The 21837-nt window shown below is 45.5% G+C and carries 11 protein-coding genes; 8 read left to right on the top strand and 3 right to left on the bottom strand.

Annotated features, from left to right (window positions below):
* Nucleotides 1-2492, bottom strand: a 2492-nt coding sequence (locus tag R7Q47_RS10925; RefSeq protein WP_318088973.1) for a Calx-beta domain-containing protein, incomplete at its 3' end; no start/stop codon positions are given.
* A 401-nt stretch (nucleotides 2493-2893) separates the two neighbouring features.
* On the opposite strand from R7Q47_RS10925, the gene R7Q47_RS10920 reads away from it, so the two are divergent.
* Entirely contained in the window at nucleotides 2894-4210 is a 1317-nt protein-coding gene (locus R7Q47_RS10920) for a TolC family outer membrane protein (protein WP_195723090.1), read from the top strand.
* Nucleotides 4211-4212: 2 nt separating this feature from the next.
* Nucleotides 4213-4827 (top strand): OmpA family protein, encoded by a 615-nt coding sequence (locus tag R7Q47_RS10915; RefSeq protein WP_031781371.1) that lies wholly within the window; start codon nucleotides 4213-4215, stop codon nucleotides 4825-4827.
* A gap of 88 nt (nucleotides 4828-4915) precedes the next feature.
* Here the strand turns inward: R7Q47_RS10915 and R7Q47_RS10910 are convergent, their stop codons facing one another.
* Nucleotides 4916-14236, bottom strand: a complete 9321-nt coding sequence (locus R7Q47_RS10910; RefSeq protein WP_318088972.1) for a tandem-95 repeat protein — start codon at nucleotides 14234-14236, stop codon at nucleotides 4916-4918.
* A gap of 400 nt (nucleotides 14237-14636) precedes the next feature.
* Between R7Q47_RS10910 and R7Q47_RS10905 the strand changes: the two genes are divergently transcribed.
* From R7Q47_RS10905 to R7Q47_RS10880, 6 genes are all read left to right on the top strand, one after another.
* The gene (locus R7Q47_RS10905; RefSeq protein WP_017821962.1) at nucleotides 14637-15947 is read left to right on the top strand and encodes a TolC family outer membrane protein; all 1311 of its coding nucleotides are present in this window, start codon (nucleotides 14637-14639) and stop codon (nucleotides 15945-15947) included.
* Nucleotides 15948-15949: 2 nt separating this feature from the next.
* A complete protein-coding gene (locus tag R7Q47_RS10900) occupies nucleotides 15950-16564 on the top strand; it encodes an OmpA family protein (protein ID WP_005377354.1) in 615 nt (204 codons plus the stop codon).
* Between the two features lie 175 nt (nucleotides 16565-16739).
* The gene (locus R7Q47_RS10895) at nucleotides 16740-17093 is read left to right on the top strand and encodes a DUF2750 domain-containing protein (RefSeq protein ID WP_005377352.1); all 354 of its coding nucleotides are present in this window, start codon (nucleotides 16740-16742) and stop codon (nucleotides 17091-17093) included.
* A 187-nt stretch (nucleotides 17094-17280) separates the two neighbouring features.
* Nucleotides 17281-19251 carry a diguanylate cyclase domain-containing protein gene (locus tag R7Q47_RS10890; protein WP_248486619.1) on the top strand — a complete coding sequence of 657 codons (1971 nt, stop codon included), beginning with the start codon at nucleotides 17281-17283 and terminating at the stop codon, nucleotides 19249-19251.
* Between the two features lie 87 nt (nucleotides 19252-19338).
* Nucleotides 19339-20037, top strand: coding sequence for an IclR family transcriptional regulator (locus R7Q47_RS10885; RefSeq protein WP_017635969.1), 699 nt, complete (start codon nucleotides 19339-19341; stop codon nucleotides 20035-20037).
* A 106-nt stretch (nucleotides 20038-20143) separates the two neighbouring features.
* Complete coding sequence (locus R7Q47_RS10880; protein ID WP_318088971.1) at nucleotides 20144-20836, top strand: SDR family oxidoreductase; 693 nt, start codon at nucleotides 20144-20146, stop codon at nucleotides 20834-20836.
* Nucleotides 20837-21034: 198 nt separating this feature from the next.
* Here R7Q47_RS10880 and dkgB read toward each other — a convergent pair whose 3' ends face one another.
* Nucleotides 21035-21835 (bottom strand): 2,5-didehydrogluconate reductase DkgB, encoded by an 801-nt coding sequence (gene dkgB, locus R7Q47_RS10875; protein ID WP_047102673.1) that lies wholly within the window; start codon nucleotides 21833-21835, stop codon nucleotides 21035-21037.
* Between the last annotated feature and the right edge of the window lie 2 nt (nucleotides 21836-21837).

Raw genomic sequence — 21837 nt, 5'->3', positions numbered from 1 at the left:
GTGAAGTTCGCCGTCTCACCCTCATTAATGGTGCCAGCATCGGTAATAGTCACATTCGGGCGGTCATCATCCGGATCGGGGCCAGGACCACTGCCGTCATCCACTATCGTCGCCGTCCCCGTATCACTGCCTTGCACTGCCCCAATGCCAGTCACCGTCACGCTGAAATCTTCTGGGCCTTCGTACACCGCGTCATCAATAGAAGCGATGCGCACATCAAACTCGGTTTGCCCTGCTGGCACCGTCACCACGCCATCGTTTGGCACTGCAACCCAACCACTTCCCGTGTTGTATTCTAAGGTGCCTAAGTCACCGACTTCGGTATCGCCGAGATTAAGACCCAACTCTACTTGCGTTTCTGCTTCAGAGGCGTTCGATAAGGTGACTGTGAAGTTCGCCGTCTCACCCTCATTAATGGTGCCAGCATCGGTAATAGTCACATTCGGGCGGTCATCATCCGGATCAGGGCCTGGACCCGTGCCGTCATCCACAATCGTTGCCGTACCGGTATCGCTGCCTTGCACTGCGCCAATGCCAGTCACCGTCACGCTGAAATCTTCTGGGCCTTCATAAACGGCGTCATCAATGGAAGCGATGCGCACATCAAACTCAGTTTGCCCAGCAGGAACGGTCACCACGCCATCGTTTGGCACTGTGACCCAGCCACTTCCCGTGTTGTATTCTAAGGTACCTAAGTCACCGACTTCGGTATCGCCGAGATTAAGACCCAACTCTACTTGCGTTTCCGCTTCAGAGGCGTTCGATAAGGTGACTTTGAAGTTCGCAGTCTCACCCTCATTAATGGTGCCAGCATCGGTAATAGTCACACTTGGACGGTCATCATCCGGATCAGGGCCCGGACCACTGCCATCATCCACTATCGTTGCCGTTCCCGTATCGCTGCCTTGCACTGCGCCAATGCCAGTCACCGTCACACTGAAATCTTCAGGGCCTTCATAAACGGTGTCATCAATAGAAGCAATACGCACATCAAATTCGGTTTGCTCGGCTGGCACCGTCACCACGCCATCGTTTGGCACTGTGACCCAACCGCTTCCCGTGTTGTATTCTAGGGTGCCCAAATCTCCAACTTCGGTATCGCCGAGATTAAGACCCAGTTCCACCTGCGTTTCCGCTTCAGACGCGTTCGATAAGGAGACTGTGAAGTTCGCTGTCTCACCCTCATTAATGGTGCCAGCATCGGTAATAGTCACACTTGGACGGTCATCATCCGGATCAGGGCCCGGACCACTGCCGTCATCCACTATCGTCGCCGTACCGGTATCGCTGCCTTGCACCGCCCCAATGCCAGTTACCGTCACACTGAAATCTTCAGGGCCTTCATAAACGGTGTCATCAATGGAAGCGATACGCACATCAAACTCAGTTTGCCCGGCTGGCACCGTCACCACACCATCATTTGGCACTGCAACCCAGCCACTTCCCGTGTTGTATTCTAAGAGACCTAAGTCACCGGCTTCGGTGTCACCTAAGTTAAGAGTCAGTTCAACCTCAACATCTATAGCTGATGGATTAGATAACGACACTTTAAAGCTAGCCGTTTCACCCTCATTAACTATCCCTGCATCGCTCATCGTTACCGTTGGGCGATCATCATCAGGACTTAAACCTGGCCCACTACCATCATCAACAATGGTTGCCACCCCGGTTGCAGGTGTATTTTGTTCTTCTGTTGTGCCAGAAAGCGTAAACGTTTCTGGGCCTTCGAATATAGAGTCACCTATAGAGTCGAGAGAAACCGTAAACCCGCTTTCACCTAATGGGACCGAGACTGTAAAAGTACCGTTATCATCAACCAAGATTTCTTCCGTTGTACCATCAGAAAATGTTATGAGAACACGCTCATTAACGTAGTCACTTCCGCTCTCGTCAGTTGAACCGCCAGTTGCGGTGCCATCAAGTAGCGACAAAGTGACATCAGTATTGTCCTCTGTTGCTTGGTTTAAAGTAATATCGAATACAACCTGATCACCTTCGTTGATAGTCGGACTGGATATTTCCTGAACAATTATCGTTGCAGGAATGGGGGTTGCTGTTGGTTCTGGTGGTTGTATTTGGAGAATATCGAGTAGCGTCTCTACCTGAGTACTTGAAAATCCTGTTCCGTCAGTTCCCACTGTCTCAAAATTGGTACTAGCGAGTAATTCAGCACCTGTGCGATCTATAGCTCCCGTATTCTGTGGGCTAGACCCGTTTCCTTCACCTGCAGCAGGTTCAAACTCTTCACCCAGCTCAGTCGGGTCTTCCCCACTCGCAATTGCTTCAATTAACGCAGTGATATCATCAGTTACATTTATTGAACTTCCTTGTGGTGTCACCTGCTCGATAACAAGTTCAGAAGTATCTGATACTTCATCGATTATTAACTCTCCTGGTTGAGGTAGTTGACCCTGACCTAAAGTCCTAATCTCCCCGTCCAACCCGATAACGACAATGTTGCCCGCCAATGAGCTAAAAGTTACACGTTCCATATCTACCTCGCCCCACTTCAAACCAAGTCAAAAGTTTGTCACCCCTACATTTACGTCTATAGTTTAGTCAAAATCATCATATTTTCGTTGTATGTGTAGCTTGTAGGACGTTTGATAACTCTAGGGGCAGAGTTACAAAAAAGCGCAGAGTGACACAGGCCGTGAAACGCTATGATATTAAGAATTCAAGCTTTTCTCCGAGCTAAACTTGCTATGTTGCTAAGCAACATTCGACATATGTGCTAAGGTTTTAAAAGGCGAAATCTTGGATTTTTGAAACAAAAGCTTTGTTTTAACAGTAGGTTGATAAATCCCTTACTCAAGCACTGTTATTTATGATGTTTCGTCTCAGTTATGAGATGAAATAGCAAAAAGCAACACGAATTTTTAGGAGAAATACCGTGAAATGGAACCGACTAAATATTGCTTGCTGCTGTAGTTTAATGGTGTCTATACCCGTTTTCGGTCAAACTTTAGAGCAAGCCGTAGCATTGACGTTAAAAAACAACCCTGACATTAAGAGTGCATTTAATGAATTTACGAGCCGAAAATACGTAAATGAAGCATCTTCGGGTGCTTACTTACCCTCTATTGATCTAGATGCGGGTATTGGGTATGAAGGATTAGACCCTTCTGACGAGGTGGGACGTGGAGATACAGATTACACTCGAAAAGAAGCATCGGTGACACTAACCCAACTTATCTGGGACGGCAGTGCGACTCTTAATGATATAGACCGAACCGCAGCGGATGCTGAATCAGTAAGATTTCAACTTTTGGCCGACGCATCGGATAAAGCACTTGAAGTCACCAAAGTGTATCTAGATGCTGTAAAAGCTTACGAAATACTCAAGCTGTCTGAAAACAACCTGGCTGTTCACAAAGATATCTACGATGACATTAAAAAACGAGTCAACTCGGGTATCGGCTCTACCGCTGACTTAACGCAAGTAGAAGCACGTTTGGCAAAAGCACACGGCAACTTAGCCGCTGCTCAAAATAACCTGTATGACTCTCACACGATGTTCACTCGTTTAGTCGGTCAAACACCGCAAGGGCTAATCTTTCCGAGAGCGGACCAAAACTTTATTCCGTACACAATTGATGAAGCGGTAGGCTTGGCATTTGAACTGCACCCCGTTATTCAAGTCGCACTCGCAGACGTAGACTCGGCTAAGTTTCAATACAAACAGTCTAAAGGTGTTAACTACCCAACCATTTCCATTGAAGCTTCGCAAACATGGCGTGACGACGCTGATGGTTTAAAAGGTCGCAGTGATGAGACACTTGCCATGCTGCGCCTACGCTACAACCTATTCAATGGCGGCAGTGATGCAGCGAACTCAGAAAACTTCGCCTACCAGCTAAATAAAGCAAAAGACTTGCGTGAAGGTGCCTATCGCAATGTTGAAGAAGGGTTAAGACTTTCTTGGAGTGCGCTTGATTTAACATTACAACAAAAAGAGTTTCTATCAGATCATGTAGACTCTGCGTCTGAGACCGTAATTGCTTACGAGAAGCAATATCGCATCGGTAAACGGACACTGCTTGATCTATTGAACACTGAAAACGAGCTCTTTGAGGCGCGTAAAGACTACTTAGACTCTAAATACGCAGAGCAGTACGCCAAATATCGAGTGATGAACGCAACAGGTCAACTGTTGAGTGCATTAAGGGTCGAAATGCCTAAAGAATGGCTAGAAGAAGTGGAGTATTAATTATGAAACACATAACTCTTATTGCACTCTCATTGATGATTTCGGCATGCAGTTCATCCGATAAAGGCGATGAGTATGATTACATCGATACGCCAATTGCCGATCAGTGGGCTGATCATATAGATGATGACTCAGACGGTGTTATTAACGAGCGCGATTTGTGTCCGGGAACTCCTTTAGGAGCCGAGATAGATAACGATGGCTGCGGTTCGTATGTCGACTCCTCACAAGAAATGCAAATTCGAGTCCTATTTGCGAACGATTCCGATGTTATAAACCCTATCTTTACGCAACAAATTCGTGAGTTGTCCGATTTCTTGAAAGAGTACCCAAATACGTCTATCGAGATTCAGGGCTATGCTAGTCGCACTGGTACTGCAGAACACAATCTCGACTTATCCAAGCGCCGGGCTGAGAACGTTAGAAAAGAACTCATGACGAATGGTATTAGTGGGGATAGAGTTACCATTGTGGGCTATGGAGACACAGTGCTTGCAACACAAGGCACTGACCAAGTGAGTCACGCGCTAAACCGTCGAGTAACCGCAACAGTGATTGGTCACAAGGGCGAAGTTAAGAAAGAGTGGACCGTTTTCACTACACTTCCAAAAAGCTAACACAACCATAAACAGAACGTAAAAATAAAAGGTCTAGCAAATTGCTAGACCTTTTTTGATTTTCAATTTTACCTAAATGGTAACGCCACTACATATCTTTGTATTGCGCCTCTAAACTTGCAATCAAGCTTTGAGTCACATCATCAACGCTTGCACCGTCAAAATGGATGTCTAATGTCGAGCTACCTTTTGTAATACTCAGGTTTGCCTCAGAGCTGCCATCTGGTGCCACTTCTACGTGATACTCTCCGACATCACCGGTATGATCACCTGATTGAAGATCATTAAGAAGCTCTCCAATTTCATCTTTAGATAAGTCATCAAAGAGATCAGAGAAGTCTAGAGTGTCTTCATCTTTATTGAAGTCAGTGACAGTGTCGCGTTCATTGGACACATCAATCCATTTAAAGATGTCTTCACCGTCCCCCCCTGTCAAAATATCATTGCCGAAACCACCAATTAAAATATCATTATCTGCACCACCGAACAGCTTGTCGTCACCGCCTTGTCCAAACAAAATATCATCTCCTGAACCACCAGAGATGGTATCTGCCTGGTCGTAATAACGAGACTGTTCAAATTCTGCTTGGTTTTCAGTAATGTAGTGATGAACTTCTTCTTTGGTAACCAACGAAACATCCTTACCTAGTTGAGAAGCTACGTAGTTTTGCAGCGCGGAAACTCCTTGCTCACCATCGACGTCGAAACGCATGGCATCACCAAAAATAATGTCATTTCCATCAAGGCTGTTAATCTCATCTTTGCCTTGCATCAAAGAAACTTCCTTACCAAGGATCACTTCTGCTAGTTGGTTTACATCTATGTTAGCTCTTACTACACCATCAGAGTCGAAGTTTTCTAACGAATCTTCATCTAAGTAGCGACCAAGACCTATCGAACGAACCTCACTAAATTCAGCCAATGCTTGATATGCGTTATTCGCTTGAGATAGAACATTATTTCCATAATCATCATAGACATATGAGTTAAGCATTCTCCCCACCTGTTCACCAGTAGAGAGCGAATACACCGCCCCGCGAAAATCTATGATTGTTTTATTGTTGTATGTGACTGTATCACCAAACCTGTAATCACTTGGCAAGACATCCGCTAGCGTCACTAACTTTTGTTCTGACACGCCAAGTACGACACCCTCCCAACCACTAAACCAACTCGTATTGTTATCCGTAGCTTGGTTTGGTTGACCATCAGATATGAAATAACTTAGGTTTGTTGCGCCACTATCGGCATTAGCAAACCAGTCTAGTGCAGATTGGAACCCGGCTTCATAATTTGTATTACCATCACCGATTTGTAAAATTGCATCCAATGTAGACTCTATTTGCGATGTTGCGTTGTCTGCACTCAAATCTAATTCAAGTACCTGAGAGCTCCCAGTAGCAAATGTGGTCAATAAAACGTTCACTTTGCCCGAATGAGGGCCACTAGCACTTTCGGTAAGAGTATTCAGCACTGTTTTTAGCTCACCTAGCGCTAGACCAACGTCGTAACCCATGCTGCCTGATGTATCGAGCATAAAAGCAATGTTGTAGTCCTGCCCCTCGACAATCTGTAATCCTTGAACATCGCCAACAATCACATCATTGCTATCAGATCCAGCTATCTTGTTATCACCATGCGTACCGGAAACAAAATCATAATCTCGAACTGAAACAGAAGCCGTGTCCGTTCCCATTTGAGTATTGTTATTAACTTCAACACTTCCTGCCGTCGCTGTTACATCAAAATCTAACGAACCATTGTAATCGGCTGGTACAGTAATCGTACCGCTTAGTTGATGACTGGTTTGATTTGGTTCACTTGAAAGGTCAACCGTGTAAGAACCATCGCTGTTTTCAGTAACCGTTTTGCCATTCACCTCTAATGTTAGCCCTGAAGGAATTCCCGTTAATGTGACGCTATCGTTAATGAATGACTCACTGCCATCCACATCGATAAGATCAAGGTTCAGCTCAAAAGAGACTTGCTGCTCTGTAAGTACAACATACTCTCCTGTGTTGTTATTTAGCTTGATAATGGCATCTTGGAAGATAAGTTGTTCAATTTCATAAAGGTGGTCACCCGACTCTTTATGAGTGCTCGAAATAACATCTTTTGTATCAATAAATCGGCTATCTTCGACAATCCAATACGGGACCTCTGAGTGGTCAGACGCAGGGTAATAGTTGAGGTTGTAATCAGACAACTTGCCAGAGTAAACAACTGTGTCCGTCTCCGCTTGATCATCTAATGAACCAATACCGCCATAGATAGAATCATTACCTCCTCCAGTCACAAAGATATCACTGCCTTGAGCATCAACGTTCGCACCTGCTTGTTGATCTCCGACAAAGCTCAGTGGCGATTCAGTGTCACCGCTTAGCATTAAGTCATTACCAACATGTCCGTTATTAAACGTTTGTGTCACCACATGTTCAAAGTCAAGCCCTGGTAAATTACTTGCCTCAAGCAGATCTTTAAGTTCTTCGTCTGTAGACCAGCTTCCGCCTAGTGTCACAGGTACAGACGTTACTGGACCGAAAGTAAGGTCAATCTTAATTGGGTCCGCGACAGGCTCTATGTCGATACTCAACGTACCTGAAGCAGAAGAATTGCCATCACTAACAGTGAAATGAATCTGCTCGTAAGTATCCAAGCCGTTCCCAACACCGTCTTTATCGAAAACATTTGCACCAGATTCATGTTCAGCAGGAACATAACGAACAAGACCATTTTCGATATCAGAAGCGAGCACACTTCCAGAAACCGCTTCCCAACCATCAGAACCTTTCACTTGCAGTGAGCCATTTAGAGCAGAAGTGTCAAACTCAACACTTATACTACTATCAACGATGCCTAAATGTTCTAGTGTTATAACAATAGCTTCGTCTTCTAATCCGGAAATTTCGTTGCTTTGAACTGCTGGCGGAACATCATTATCATCAATATAGCCAACGCCAGACACATCTCCGACTTTAATCACAAGACTCTCTGTTGATTCAACCAACTGATCATCAATACTTGGAATGGTAATCTCAAAGCCATTCACTCCGGCTGGAACAATAAGGTATCCGCCCAAATACTTCACGCCATTAGTAAAAGTTGCGTTCGACAAATCAATGTCTTGAGAGCTCACACTAGAACCCTCTGCAGAGAAATCCACTTGATACTTAACGGTCTGATCTGTCGCGTTATTTAGAGAAACAGAAAACGTGACATCGTCACCCTCAACAACAGTAATACCTGCAATGCTCTCCACCACAGGTCCATTTTCCGCAACATTACCATCTAGTATTTCGTTAACGATATTGACCGTAGACGGATCACTAACTCCACTTTCAGAATCGACTGCCACATATCCAAAGCTATCTCCGGCAGGAATACCTTCTACATAACGTAACTCCCAGTTCCCTTCATTTTTCGTAGAAAAATCTAACTGAGTAATGACTGAACCTTCAGGAAGAGCTAGATCTTGCCCAAAACCAACGCTTGTTTCTTGGAATAGCATGAAGTTGCCTTCAGGCTTCAAGAACTCGAACGTTTGAGTCTGTTCGATATTATTTGAATCTAAATACGTAACCGTAATAAGCGCAGCGTTGTCATCACCGTAATCAAACAATCCACCTAATCCATCTAAGCCAAGGTTTACGCTGCCCACAGGGTTATTAGACAAATCGATCGTAATTGTCTCGCCTTTCTCAATACCCTGCCCATCATTGTCAGCAATACCGTTTCCGATATGTGACACTTGGCGGTTGTATTGAGCAAGTTCACCACTATCAGAAGATATAGTGATGGAGGAACCATTAACTAAATGCTCAGTACGGGAGTGTGATGGACCTCCGTCCTCACTTAGCCCCCAATTATTGAAATCTGTTGTAGACTCGGAGCTATTTGGTGTATCTGGGCGATCCTTGATACCTAATAAGAAACCCACATTATCAGCTTCATAGTAAAGGCTATCTTTTTCATAAAGAGTGTCACTGACTTCTTTTATTTCATGCAGTTCACCGTTGTTATCTCTGAAGAACAATGTTCCTGAGGTCGGTAGTTCAGTAATCCGCACATGCAAATCGTTGCCATTTAAGTCATCTTCAATATCCGCTATATGATCCTGAGAGTCGCCATCACCTAAAGGTTTCGTATCAGTATCAAATACAACTTGCGTCAAAGGCTTGTCAGTAACATGCGTAAAGTCCTCACTGTCAGGCTTGTCATTGACTGGCGTCACATCGACGTTCACCGTGGTGGACTCTGATACCCCACCGGACGTGACGATGTAGGTGAAGCTATCTGTACCGTGGAAGTTGTCGTTTGGCGTGTAGGTCACGCTGCCGTCCGGGTTGACCGAGACCGTGCCGTTAGCTGGACCATTGTTGGTATCCAGCGACACCACTTTGTCGTTGCCTTCGAACGTGTCGTTACCTAAAACCTTAATGATGGTTGGCGTGTCTTCCACAACCGTCGCTTTGTCTGCCACGATGTCCGCCACAGGCGCAACCGTAAAGTTCACCGTTTGGCTAACGCTTTCACCGCTTGGATCGGTAGCAGTAAAGGTCAATGCTTCTGAGCCGTTCCAGTCCGCGGTTGGAGTGAACGTAGCAATACCGTTGACGATCGCCACTTGAATGTTGCTGTTGCCGGAGACGCTGAAGGTCAGATCGCCATCCATGTTATCTACATCGCTGAAAGCGGTATTTAGATCGATGCTGTATGGCGTAAAGTCTTCTGCCAAGGCTTGGTCTGCGATGCTACTTTCAACCACAGGCGTGTCGTTCACCGCATTCACGGTGACGTTGACCGTCGCTTGGTCAGTCAGTGCACCATCGGTGATGGTGTAAGTGATTTCGGCGTCACCATTGAAGTTCTCAGCCGGTGTGAACACCAACTTACCATCAACAATCTCGACTGTCCCTTGCTCACTCGGCACAGACGCTGATTGGATAGACAGCGTATCGCCATCAATATCGGTGTCGTTTGGTAGGACATCAATTGTCACTGGCGTGTCTTCGTCAGTAACAGCGGTATCATCTTTTGCCACTGGCGCGTCATTGACTGGTGTGACATCGACGTTCACCGTGGTGGACTCCGATACCCCGCCCGATGTAACGATGTACGTGAAGCTATCTGTACCGTGGAAGTTGTCGTTTGGCGTGTAAGTGACGCTGCCGTCCGGGTTGACGGAGACCGTGCCGTTAGCTGGGCCGTTATTGCTATCCAGCGACACCACTTTGTCGTCGCCTTCGAACGTGTCGTTACCTAAGACCTTAATGATGGTTGGTGTGTCTTCCACGACCGTTGCTTTATCTGCCACGATGTCCGCCACAGGCGCCACTGTGAAGTTCACCGTTTGGCTAACGCTTTCACCGCTTGGATCGGTGGCAGTAAAGGTCAATGCTTCTGAGCCGTTCCAGTCCGCGGTTGGAGTGAACGTAGCAATACCGTTGACGATCGCCACTTGAATGTTGCTGTTGCCGGAGACGCTGAAGGTCAGATCGCCATCCATGTTATCTACATCGCTGAACGCGGTATTTAGATCGATGCTGTATGGCGTAAAGTCTTCTGCCAAGGTTTGGTCTGCGAGGTTGCTTTCAACCACAGGTGTGTCGTTCACCGCATTCACCGTGACGTTAACCGTCGCTTGGTCGGTCAGTGCACCATCGGTCACGGTGTAAGTAATTTCAGCATCGCCATGGAAGTTCTCAGCCGGTGTGAAGACCAGTTTGCCATCAACAATCTCAACTGTGCCTTGTGTTTCAGGTACGGAAGCCGATTCAATCGACAGCTTATCACCATCGATGTCAGTGTCGTTTGGCAGGACATCAATCGTCACTGACGTGTCTTCGTCAGTAATCGCCGTGTCATTGGTCGCCACTGGCGCATCGTTGACTGGCGTGACATCGACGTTCACCGTGGTGGACTCTGATACCCCACCGGACGTAACGATGTAGGTGAAGCTGTCTGTACCGTGGTAGTTGTCGTTTGGCGTGTAGGTTACGCTGCCGTCCGGGTTGACCGAGACCGTGCCGTTAGCTGGACCGTTGTTGGTATCCAGCGACACCACTTTGTCGTCGCCTTCGAACGTGTCGTTACCTAAGACCTTGATGATGGTCGGCGTGTCTTCCACAACCGTCGCTTTATCTGCCACGATGTCTGCCACAGGCGCTACTGTGAAGTTCACCGTTTGGCTGACGCTTTCACCGCTTGGATCGGTGGCAGTAAAGGTTAACGCTTCTGAGCCGTTCCAGTCTGCGGTTGGAGTGAACGTAGCAATACCGTTGACGATCGCCACTTGAATGTTGCTATTACCAGAGACGCTAAACGTTAACTCGCCATCCACATTATCCACATCACTGAAAGCGGTGTTTAGATCGATGCTGTATGGCGTAAAGTCTTCTGCCAAGGTTTGGTCTGCGAGGTTGCTTTCAACCACAGGTGTGTCGTTCACCGCATTCACCGTGACGTTAACCGTCGCTTGGTCGGTCAGTGCACCATCGGTCACGGTGTAAGTAATTTCAGCATCGCCATGGAAGTTCTCAGCCGGTGTGAAGACCAGTTTGCCGTCAACAATCTCGACTGTCCCTTGGTCACTCGGCACAGACGCCGATTGGATAGACAGCGTATCGCCATCAATGTCAGTATCGTTTGGCAGGACATCAATCGTCACTGGCGTGTCTTCGTCAGTAACGGCATTGTCATTGGTCGCCACTGGCGCGTCATTCACTGGCGTCACATCGATGTTCACCATGGTGGACTCCGATACCCCACCGGAGGTAACGATGTAGGTAAAGCTGTCTGCACCGTGGTAGTTGTCGTTTGGCGTGTAGGTTACGCTACCATCCGGGTTGACCGAGACCATGCCGTTGGCTGGACCGTTGTTGGTATCGAGCGACACCACTTTGTCGTCGCCTTCAAACGTGTCGTTACCTAAGACCTTAATGATGGTTGGCGTATCTTCCACAACCGTCGCTTTATCTGCCACGATGTCCGCCACAGGGGTAACCGTGAAGTTCACCGTTTGGCTAACGCTTTCACCGCTTGGATCGGTGGCAGTAAAGGTCAGCGCTTCTGAGCCGTTCCAGTCTGCGGTTGGAGTGAACGTAGCAATGCCATTTTCTATTGAGACATTGACATTACTGTTGCCTGAGACGCTAAACGTTAACTCACTATCAACGTTGTCCACATCACTGAAAGCGGTGTTTAGATCGATGCTGTATGGCGTGAAGTCTTCCGCCAAGGTTTGGTCTGCAATGCTGCTTTCAACCACAGGCGTGTCGTTCACCGCATTCACGGTGACGTTGACCGTCGCTTGGTCAGTCAGCGCACCATCGGTGACGGTGTAAGTGATTTCAGCATCGCCATGGAAGTTCTCAGCCGGTGTGAACACCAGTTTGCCGTCAACAATCTCGACTGTCCCTTGGTCACTCGGCACAGACGCCGAGTCAATACGTAATGTATCGCCATCAATGTCGGTGTCGTTTGGCAGGACATCAATCGTCACTGGCGTGTCTTCGTCAGTAACGGCATTGTCATTGGTCGCCACTGGCGCGTCATTCACTGGCGTCACATCGATGTTCACTGTGGTGGACTCGGATACCCCACCAGAGGTAACGATGTAGGTGAAGCTGTCTGTTCCGTGATAGTTGTCGTTTGGCGTGTAAGTCACACTGCCGTCAGGGTTGACCGAGACCGTGCCGTTCGCTGGACCGTTATTGCTATCCAGCGACACCACTTTGTCGTTGCCTTCGAACGTGTCGTTATCTAAAACCTTAATGATGGTTGGCGTGTCTTCCACAACCGTCGCGTTGTCTGCCACGATGTCCGCCACAGGCGCTACCGTGAAGTTCACCGTTTGGCTAACGCTCTCGCCGCTTGGATCGGTAGCCGTAAAGGTCAACGCTTCTGAGCCGTTCCAGTCTGCGGTTGGGCTAATGGTCGCGATACCATTTTCAATCGACACCAACACGTTGTTGTTGCCAGAAACGCTGAAGCTCAGCTCGCCATCCACGTTATCCACATCGCTGAAGGCCGTATTCAGATCGATGCTGTATGGCGTAAAGTCTTCCGCCAAGGCTTGGTCTGCAATGCTGCTTTCAACCACAGGCGCGTCGTTCACCGCATTCACGGTGACGTTGACCGTCGCTTGGTCAGTCAGCGCACCATCGGTGACGGTGTAAGTGATTTCAGCATCGCCATGGAAGTTCTCAGCCGGTGTGAACACCAGTTTGCCGTCAACAATCTCGACTGTCCCTTGGTCACTCGGCACAGATGCCGAGTCAATCGACAGCGTATCGCCATCAATATCGGTGTCGTTTGGCAGGACATCAACCGTTACTGAGCTATCTTCCTCTGTAATTGTTGTATCATTAGAGGCAATAGGCGCATCGTTAACTGAGTTTACTGTTACCGAAACTTGAGCTTCATCCTCTAACTCACCATCTGTGATGGTGTAGCTAATCGTTGCATTACCGTTGAAATTTTCAGCCGGAGTGAAAACAAGCTTACCATCGATAATCTCAACGATACCTTGCTCTTCTGGTACAGAAGCAGAGGTAATGATTAAATCATCACCTTCAATATCACTGTCGTTAGCGAGCACATCAATTACAACCTGGGAATCCTCGTCAGTTTGAATCGCATCATTAGTTGCTATTGGCGCGTCATTAACAGGCGTAATATCTAAGTTAGCAGTGCCATTAATAACACCGCCATCGTTATCAATAATGTCATAGGAGAATGACACTTCAGTGTCATCATCAGCCTCTGGAATGTAAGTCCAAGATCCATCGCTGTTATCAATTAAGGTGCCATTCCCACTCTCAATAGTGACGTTTGTAATGACAAGAGTATCGGCATCATCAATATTGACATTAGATAGTAATTCTTCAGTAGTTATCGTGATTGGATCGCTATCTTCCTCAACAGCGCTTAATGTCACTGGAGAATTAGTAAGTGGCTTACTTGAGCCATCCCCACTTGTCTCGATACCTGTTGTGAAGAAGTCATTTAAGGTCAACGCTTGTGTTTCAGATAAGCCGAGGGATTCTAGGCCAATAGTTTCAAAGTTTGTTGAGGCTAGCACTTCAGTACCATCTCGTACAATCGTGGCACTATTTTGCAAACTGGAGCCACTATTTTCACCCGCTGCAGGTGCGAGTTCTTCATCAATAGCAGAAGGGTCTTGACCTTGCTCAATAGCACTAATAATCTGTGCTACATCGTCTGAAATATCTTTTAAACCTTGCTCTTGAGCAAGCTGAATTTTCAGGTCTTGAGGCGCAGCATCTGTCATTGCCACTATCACTTCACCTGGTAGAGGCTGCTGTCCTTCTGCAAGGACTCTCAGCTGCCCATCCAAACCTATTACGACGACTTGATTACCGAGTGGCACTAATGCTGTACGATCCATATAAACCTTAACCCTAAATAACTGTCAAGTTTTTGACTAACAATACTAATTTGCTATATATTGCCCGAATATATAGTGCAATAACAGCAATTTGATGCTCAATAAAGTAATTATGTGTCATACATCAATAAGAATCCAGATGCATAAGTGTTTTATTTTATTAAAATCTGGACACTCGTTTCTAGCCATTACCTCCATCTTTAATTTGAGATCTTAATTCAAGTTTTAGGCAGATTTAGTAGGTTGATTTATCAAAATTGAAACAAATGAACAGCGAATCAACAGGTTACTTCATCGCATATTAATGTTATTGTGCGCTAAATTATTGACGCCCTTATAAGTATTCCACTTATAAGCCCTATCACCTCGAGAATTTTTACCATTATCTAGGAGAATCACAGTGAAGTGGACTCGTGCCAACGCCTTTTGTATTGGTATGTTCACCGCTAGTCATGCGTTTGGGCAAACGCTAGAGCAAGCGGTTGAAAACACATTAAAAACCAATCCTGACATCAAAAGTGCGTTCAATGAATTCGTTAGCAAGCAGTATGTGAATGAAGCATCTGGTGGTGCTTACCTCCCATCCGTAGACTTAGATGCCGGTATCGGTTACGAAGGAATCAAACCCGCAGAGTCAGGGCGAGATTCAACCGACCTGACAAGAAAAGAAGCCACCGTGACACTAACCCAGCTAATATGGGATGGCTCAGCGACACTTAATGATATGGATCGAACAGCAGCTGATGCTGAATCGGTCCGTTATCAACTTCTAGCTGATGCCCAAGACACCGCTCTAGAGGTCGCGAAAGTTTATTTAGACTCAGTAAAAGCTTATGAAATTCTTACACTTTCCGAGAATAACTTGAAAGTGCATAAGAAGATCTATGAAGACATTAAAAAGCGAGTTAACTCAGGTATCGGTTCTACAGCAGACCTAACCCAGGTAGAGGCTCGTTTAGCAAAGGCTCACGGTAACTTGGTGGCAGCTCAGAACAACTTATATGACAGCCACACCACCTTTACACGCCTTGTCGGACAGTCACCACAAGGATTGATTTTCCCAAGAGCGGACCAAAACTTTATTCCCTACACCATCGATGAAGCGATTGACTTGGCATTCGAGTCACACCCAGTAATCAAAATCTCGGTAGCTGATGTGGACTCTGCAAAGTTCCAATACAAGCAATCTAAGGGAGCTTACTACCCAACGATATCGGTAGAAGCGGCTCAAACATGGCGTGATGATGCAAGCGGTATTGAAGGAAGCAGCGAAGAGACAACAGCGATGTTGCGCATGCGTTACAACCTCTTTAACGGTGGTAGTGACGTAGCCAACGCTGAAAGTTTTGCCTACCAACTAAATAAAGCAAAAGACTTAAGAGAACGTGCATACCGCCAAGTAGAAGAAGGCCTTCGTCTATCTTGGAGTGCGTTAGATTTAACACTTCAACAAAAAGAGTTCCTAGCGGATCACGTAGATTCGGCCTCTGAAACTGTCATCGCCTACGAAAAGCAGTATCGCATTGGAAAACGCACTCTGCTGGACTTGTTAAATACTGAAAACGAACTTTTTGAAGCGAGAAAGAACTACTTAGATGCTCGATACTCAGAGCAGTACGCCAAGTACCGCGTTATGAACGCGACTGGCCAATTGTTAAATGCCTTGCGTGTCGATGTACCTACAGAATGGAATGAAAAGGTGGAGTACTGATCATGAAACCAGTGAAGATTCTATTTGCATTGGGTATGCTCGCCATCACTCAACACGTTGTTGCTGAAGACGAATATGAGTATCGCCCTGTACCAAATGCAGAACAAATAGCAGATTTGCAAGATGACGATAACGATGGTGTCATCAATGCTCGAGATATGTGCCCAGGTACACCTGAAGGCTCAGAGGTCGACAACGACGGCTGTGGAGAATACATTAAAGCATCAGATAACATGCAAGTGCGGATACTTTTTGCTAACGACTCTGATGAGATCAATCCAGTCTTCAGAAGACAAGTCCGAGAGCTTTCCGACTTTTTAAAAGAGTACCCTACTACTTCGATAGAGCTGCACGGCTATGCTAGTAAAGTTGGTGGTTCAAAGCATAACCAAGATCTTTCTGAAAGACGAGCACGCAATGTCCGTGAAGCCCTACTAAGCTACGACATCGAACCGAGTAGAGTCCGCATTGTTGGTTTTGGTGACACTCACTTAGCACAACAAGGGACCGATGAAGTCAGCCATGCTTTAAATCGTCGAGTAACCGCATCAGTCGTTGGTTACAAAGGCGAGATAAAAAGAGAGTGGACAATATTCACAACTCTTCCAGAAAGGTAAAGTACCTGTTTTTGTTTGCTCTGCAAGCACAAAGCAAACAAAAACGAGTGAATACTTAACCTCAGAAAAGGAGCTTCGGCTCCTTTATTTTTACTCATTTCGACAACCGTATTATGCTTTAGGAATCGGCACTTTAGTGTTACTCTAGCCACGTCATAACAACGAGAGTTTTGAAATGAGCAAACTTACATCAGATATCCAAGCGAACCTTGACCTTTTTGTTGCAGAAACGAAAGAAAACCAATTGGTTTGGGGTTTACGCAATGAAGAAGGTTGGCTATCTTGCGATTCAACTGAATTCGAAAACAGCGAAGTCATGCCTTTCTGGTCTTCTAAAGAAGATGCAGAAGCACATAATGTTGAAGAATGGGCAGATTTTACTGTACTAGAAATCCCATTAGATATCTTTGTTGAAGATTGGCTTTTGACTCTTGCTGAAGATGGTGTTCTTGTTGGAACTAACTGGAACGATCAGTTAGAAGGCAAAGAAATGGAGCCTCAAGATCTAGCAAAGCTTTACATTGATTAAAGATTTCTGACCTCAACTTTATGTTGAGGTCTTTCTTTTTTATGCCTCTTCTTTCAATATCTCGACCAAGTGCATAGTTTTACTACTCTTTTTCTTAGTACACCCAACTTAATCACAACGCTGATGCGTTAAAAGCGCTATGATAACTCAACTTTAAAGGCACCTTAAATTAAAGGCTCGTTTAAACATGCGCGTGCTCTATCCCTTGCTTGCGTCACTTTTGCTCACTCCAGTATATGCAAGCGACACTCAAGATATTGAACCAAACCAAAATATCACACAGTGGCACTCTGTCTACCAAACCACACTACGAAGCAACCCTGAGTCGGCATTGAGCATGCTTCAAGATCGCTACCATACAGCGAAATCGGACAGCGAAAAGCTCTACGTAAGTGGATTGATTTATGAATATATGTCAAACATAAATCAGCCTTACTACGGCAGCAGTCAAGTCTTAGACAACCATTTTTCTCAATTAGAATCAGAATATATTCTTGCCTTAAATGAACGTAAGCATGGTAGTTACGAGGCCTCAGTAGATAGCTTTTCTTCTTTGCGACAGACAATGAAGAAAATATCCGATTCCGAAGGCAAGGCTCTGATGAACTATCAACTTTGTTATACGCTGAATCAACAAGGTCGTTATCACAAAGCAAACTTTTATTGCTCATCCTTAGAGAGCCACTTAAATCATAAGCATCAAGAAAACTTCCCTGTTGATCTTGCTTTGCGCGTGGTAGCAAATAACTACAATTACCGCGGTGACTATGAAAAAGCCTTAAGTTTGTATCGACAGTTGATGGCCAACATGTCGACGCAAAGCGATCCTTCAGGGATTTACAATGACGTCGGCAATTTACTTGCAGAGCTGGGGCAATTTGAACAATCAGAGCAATATCTCATTCAAGCCTTACTGGTTCGCCAAGATGAAGGGACACCTCTTGAAGTTGCGCAAGTCGAACATAGTCTAGGAGCGATGTACAGAAAATCCAAAGAACTCGATAAGTCCATCAGCCACTACAAAAGTGCATTAACGATTCTCGAACAACTTCATTATCCATACGGGCAAGGGTTGACCTATTTAGGGTTATCTGCTGCTTTGGCCGATTCTGGGCAATTGGATACCGCGGTAGATTACATTGGAAGAGCATTAAACATTGCCCAAACTTATGAGAATACGCACCTTGAAACAGAGGGTCATTTGGCTGCTGGATTGGCATATTTAAAGAACCATACACCCGAAAAATCGATTGAACACACTACAATAGCGTTAAGATTAGCGGTAAAAAACGCTAGGCCCTTATTGCAAGCGCAAGCCCAATTACTCCTCTCAAAAGCATACCAAGCTCAAAATGATTACAAAAAGGCGCTGGAGCATCACAAGGCCTACTCGACGATTGAACTAACGAACCGAGACGCGAGTAATATCAAGGCGTTAGAGGCACTAGATCTCACTAAAAAAGAGTATGAATATGATCTACAAGTCGCGCAGTTGAACAACGAAACTCTTCTAAGTCAGTACCAGTTTGAAAAACTCACAGACCAACAACGCACTTATAATTTTGTTGTTTTCTGTTTATTGGTTCTCCTCGCTCTGGCATTGATGGTTCAGCGACAAACACGCTTAAAAGCCAAAATAGACAGCTTAACGTGTGCATTAAACAGAGCGGCAATTATAGAGACGATTAAAAGCCAAACCTCCAAAGCTGAAGGAGACTTCCGCTACGTTCTAGCATTAATCGATCTAGATGACTTTAAGGCGATTAATGATCAGTATGGTCATCCGACTGGCGACTTAGTACTACAACAGGTATGCAAAGCGCTTAAAGCTAAACTTAATAAGGGAGATTACTTGGGTCGTTTAGGTGGAGAAGAGTTTATCTTGCTATTGAAAAACGTCGATGAGATTGACGTTCCCTTTAGAATACAAAGTCTGCATAAAACAATTTCAGAAAAGAGTGTACATTCGCTTAATAACCATCAATTGAATATATCTGCGAGTCTGGCCTATCTATCAACCTCAATGCCACTCACCAACTTTGATGAGCTCTATTCGATATTAGACCAAGCGTTATACAATGCTAAGAAGCAAGGAAAAAACTCCCTTGTGGACGCATACAACGAGCCGATCAGTTTAAGTGCTGAGTATATTCTCTAATAAAACCAAACCACCAGCGTAGTGGTTTGTTATAGGTGGAAGCATCAGTAAGCCATTCATATGCAACACCATCATCAAGGAGTCTTTGTGCCCAAGGCAAGAAAAAACATTCAGTCTCTAGAGCGAGGTTTTCTAATCCTCGAGTTGCTCTCGATGAGTGAGTCTCCCCTATCATTACAGACGATCAGTAATGCGATCCAGTTAAATAAGACGACTGTTCACGGGTTACTTGCGACTCTACACTCTCTTGGATATGTATCCAAACACAACCATAGCTACAGCCTAGGGTTTAGATGCTATGAACTGTCTAAGCCGATTGAACAAAAAAACGAAGCTATCCGACAACATTTTGTTCCATTGCTGAAAAAAATGGCCCAAATGACTAACAACACTGCTTACCTCGCTGTACAAAGTGGCGCTAAAGAGTACTTGTATATCGATGCTATAGAGCAGGATAACCCTCTTACTATCCGTAGCCCGAGAGGGAAACGAGAAGGACTCACAACATCTGCGATCGGCAAGGTTTTTCTTAGTTTTGATGATGAGCTTCGCCGAACATTGCGCCTTGAAAGCCAAATATCCCCCACGTTAGAAACTGAACTTAATCAGGTTGTATTATCAGGTTACGCACTCGATTTAGAAGAGGCAGAGCCAAACCTCAATTGCTTAGCGATCCCCCTTTACTTGGATGGTAAGGTCGTTGCTGTTGCAGGTGTCAGCGGTGCTGCCTCCGAACTGACGGTCACTAGGCTAAAACACTTTGCCAGCATCTTTCTCAAACTTTAAGATTTGACAATGTCGAATTCTAGGCCATTTTTATACTGTTTTGATTACATGCTTATACGTCGCCTCTAATATGGTCGTTGTTCAACTCAACAACGTAGGAGAAGCGATGTCTACTGTATTAATCACTGGCGCTAACCGTGGCTTAGGCTTGCAATTTGTCCGCCACTACCTTGGAAAAGGTTGGCAAGTTATCGCAACTTGTCGTTCACCAGAAAATGCTAAGCAGCTCAATGAACTAGTAACCCAATCTAATCAACTTCAACTGATGGCTCTAGACGTCACTAACCAACAAGATATCGATCATTTAGCCACTCGATTAGCGGATCGTCCGCTCGATCATTTAATTCTGAATGCAGGTGTATTAGGCGAAGAGTGTGCAACGCTTGGCGAAATGACCCAGAAAAAATGGCTAGAAGTACTAAACATAAATACCGTCGCACCTGCCCTGCTAATTCAAGCCCTACAAGACAACGTTGCGAAAAGTCAGCACAAAACCATCGTGGGAATCTCAACCCGAGTTGCGAGTTTAAGCGATAACAGTTCAGGTAACATGTACAGTTATCGAGCATCTAAAGCAGCGCTTAATCAGGTTCTAGTATCAGCAGCACGCAATCTCGAATCGCGAGGAGTAAAAACTGTCGCAGTTCATCCCGGCTGGGTAAAAACCGATATGGGCGGTGAGGACGCAACCTTTTCTGCCGAGGAAAGTGTTGCAGGCATTGTTTCGGTCGCAGAACAGCTAACACTTGAGCAATCCGGAAGCTTCCGCGTATTTGATGGCTCTACAATCGAATGGTAATTGATCTCTAAATGACGTCTCCCGGCCAAATTGAAGGCCGGGAGAATACAGTAAACTAATAGGCCAAAAAGATAAAAGCTCGCACTATCGTCAGACAAGCGAGCCGTTATCGTCTATGGTGTTGTACTACCGTCAAACGCTGAGGAAGTCAGCGATTGCAGAGGTGCCATTTAGACAATGATTTCCCGTGAAACTCACTCAATCATCCCACTCAGGCGCTAGCCCTTCAGGGTTTACTTCGCGGCCATTTCTTTCCAACGCATCTATCTTTGCAATCGCCTCTTCACTGAGATTAAGTTCAAGTGCTTTCAGGTTACTTGCTAAATTCTCTCGTTTAGTTGAAGACGGGATCACCGCGTAACCTTTTGACAAAGCCCAAGCAAGCGCGACTTGAGCTGGCGTGGCCTGATAGTCCTCAGCAATACCTGCAATAGTTGGGTCCCCAAGTACTTTCCCATATGCCAAGGTCATGTAAGACGTTACCTGAATATCGTTTTCCTGCATGAAGCTGACCAACTTACGATTTTGCAAATAAGGGCTAAGCTCGATTTGGTTAGTAACAATATTCTCTTTACCGACCACTTCTATCGCTTGTTGCAACAAGTCAATATTAAAGTTGGAGACGCCAATATTACGGGTTAACCCTTGCGATTTAGCTTCAAGTAATGAAGCCATGTATTCGCTCAAGTTATTGTTATTGCCAGGCCAGTGGATCAAGGTCAAATCCACATAATCTGTATTTAGCTTTTCTAAGCTCTCTTTTAGACTTGGAATGAGTTGTTCCGTGTTCATGTTATCAACCCAGATCTTGGTCGTAATGAATAGCTCATCACGTGCAATACCGGACTGTGTCAATACTTCACCGATTTCTGCCTCATTACCGTAAATCTGTGCAGTATCAATTACGCGGTAACCCACTTCTAACGCATTACGGACTGAATCCTTAACTACTTCACCCTCTAAACGAAACGTGCCGACGCCAAATGATGGTACTTTCATCT

The organism is Vibrio sp. Vb0349, assembly GCF_033338975.1.
Note: the sequence above shows the minus strand (reverse complement) of the source record. Positions and strands in the feature narration are given on the sequence as shown.

Excerpts from the sequence above, each read along its gene's own strand:
- R7Q47_RS10915 (WP_031781371.1), top strand. The coding sequence starts at position 4,213 with ATGAAACACATAACTCTTATTGCACTCTCATTGATGATTTCGGCATGC.
- R7Q47_RS10910 (WP_318088972.1), bottom strand. The coding sequence starts at position 14,236 with ATGGATCGTACAGCATTAGTGCCACTCGGTAATCAAGTCGTCGTAATA.
- R7Q47_RS10900 (WP_005377354.1), top strand. The coding sequence starts at position 15,950 with ATGAAACCAGTGAAGATTCTATTTGCATTGGGTATGCTCGCCATCACT.
- R7Q47_RS10895 (WP_005377352.1), top strand. The coding sequence starts at position 16,740 with ATGAGCAAACTTACATCAGATATCCAAGCGAACCTTGACCTTTTTGTT.
- R7Q47_RS10890 (WP_248486619.1), top strand. The coding sequence starts at position 17,281 with ATGCGCGTGCTCTATCCCTTGCTTGCGTCACTTTTGCTCACTCCAGTA.
- R7Q47_RS10880 (WP_318088971.1), top strand. The coding sequence starts at position 20,144 with ATGTCTACTGTATTAATCACTGGCGCTAACCGTGGCTTAGGCTTGCAA.
- dkgB (WP_047102673.1), bottom strand. The coding sequence starts at position 21,835 with ATGAAAGTACCATCATTTGGCGTCGGCACGTTTCGTTTAGAGGGTGAA.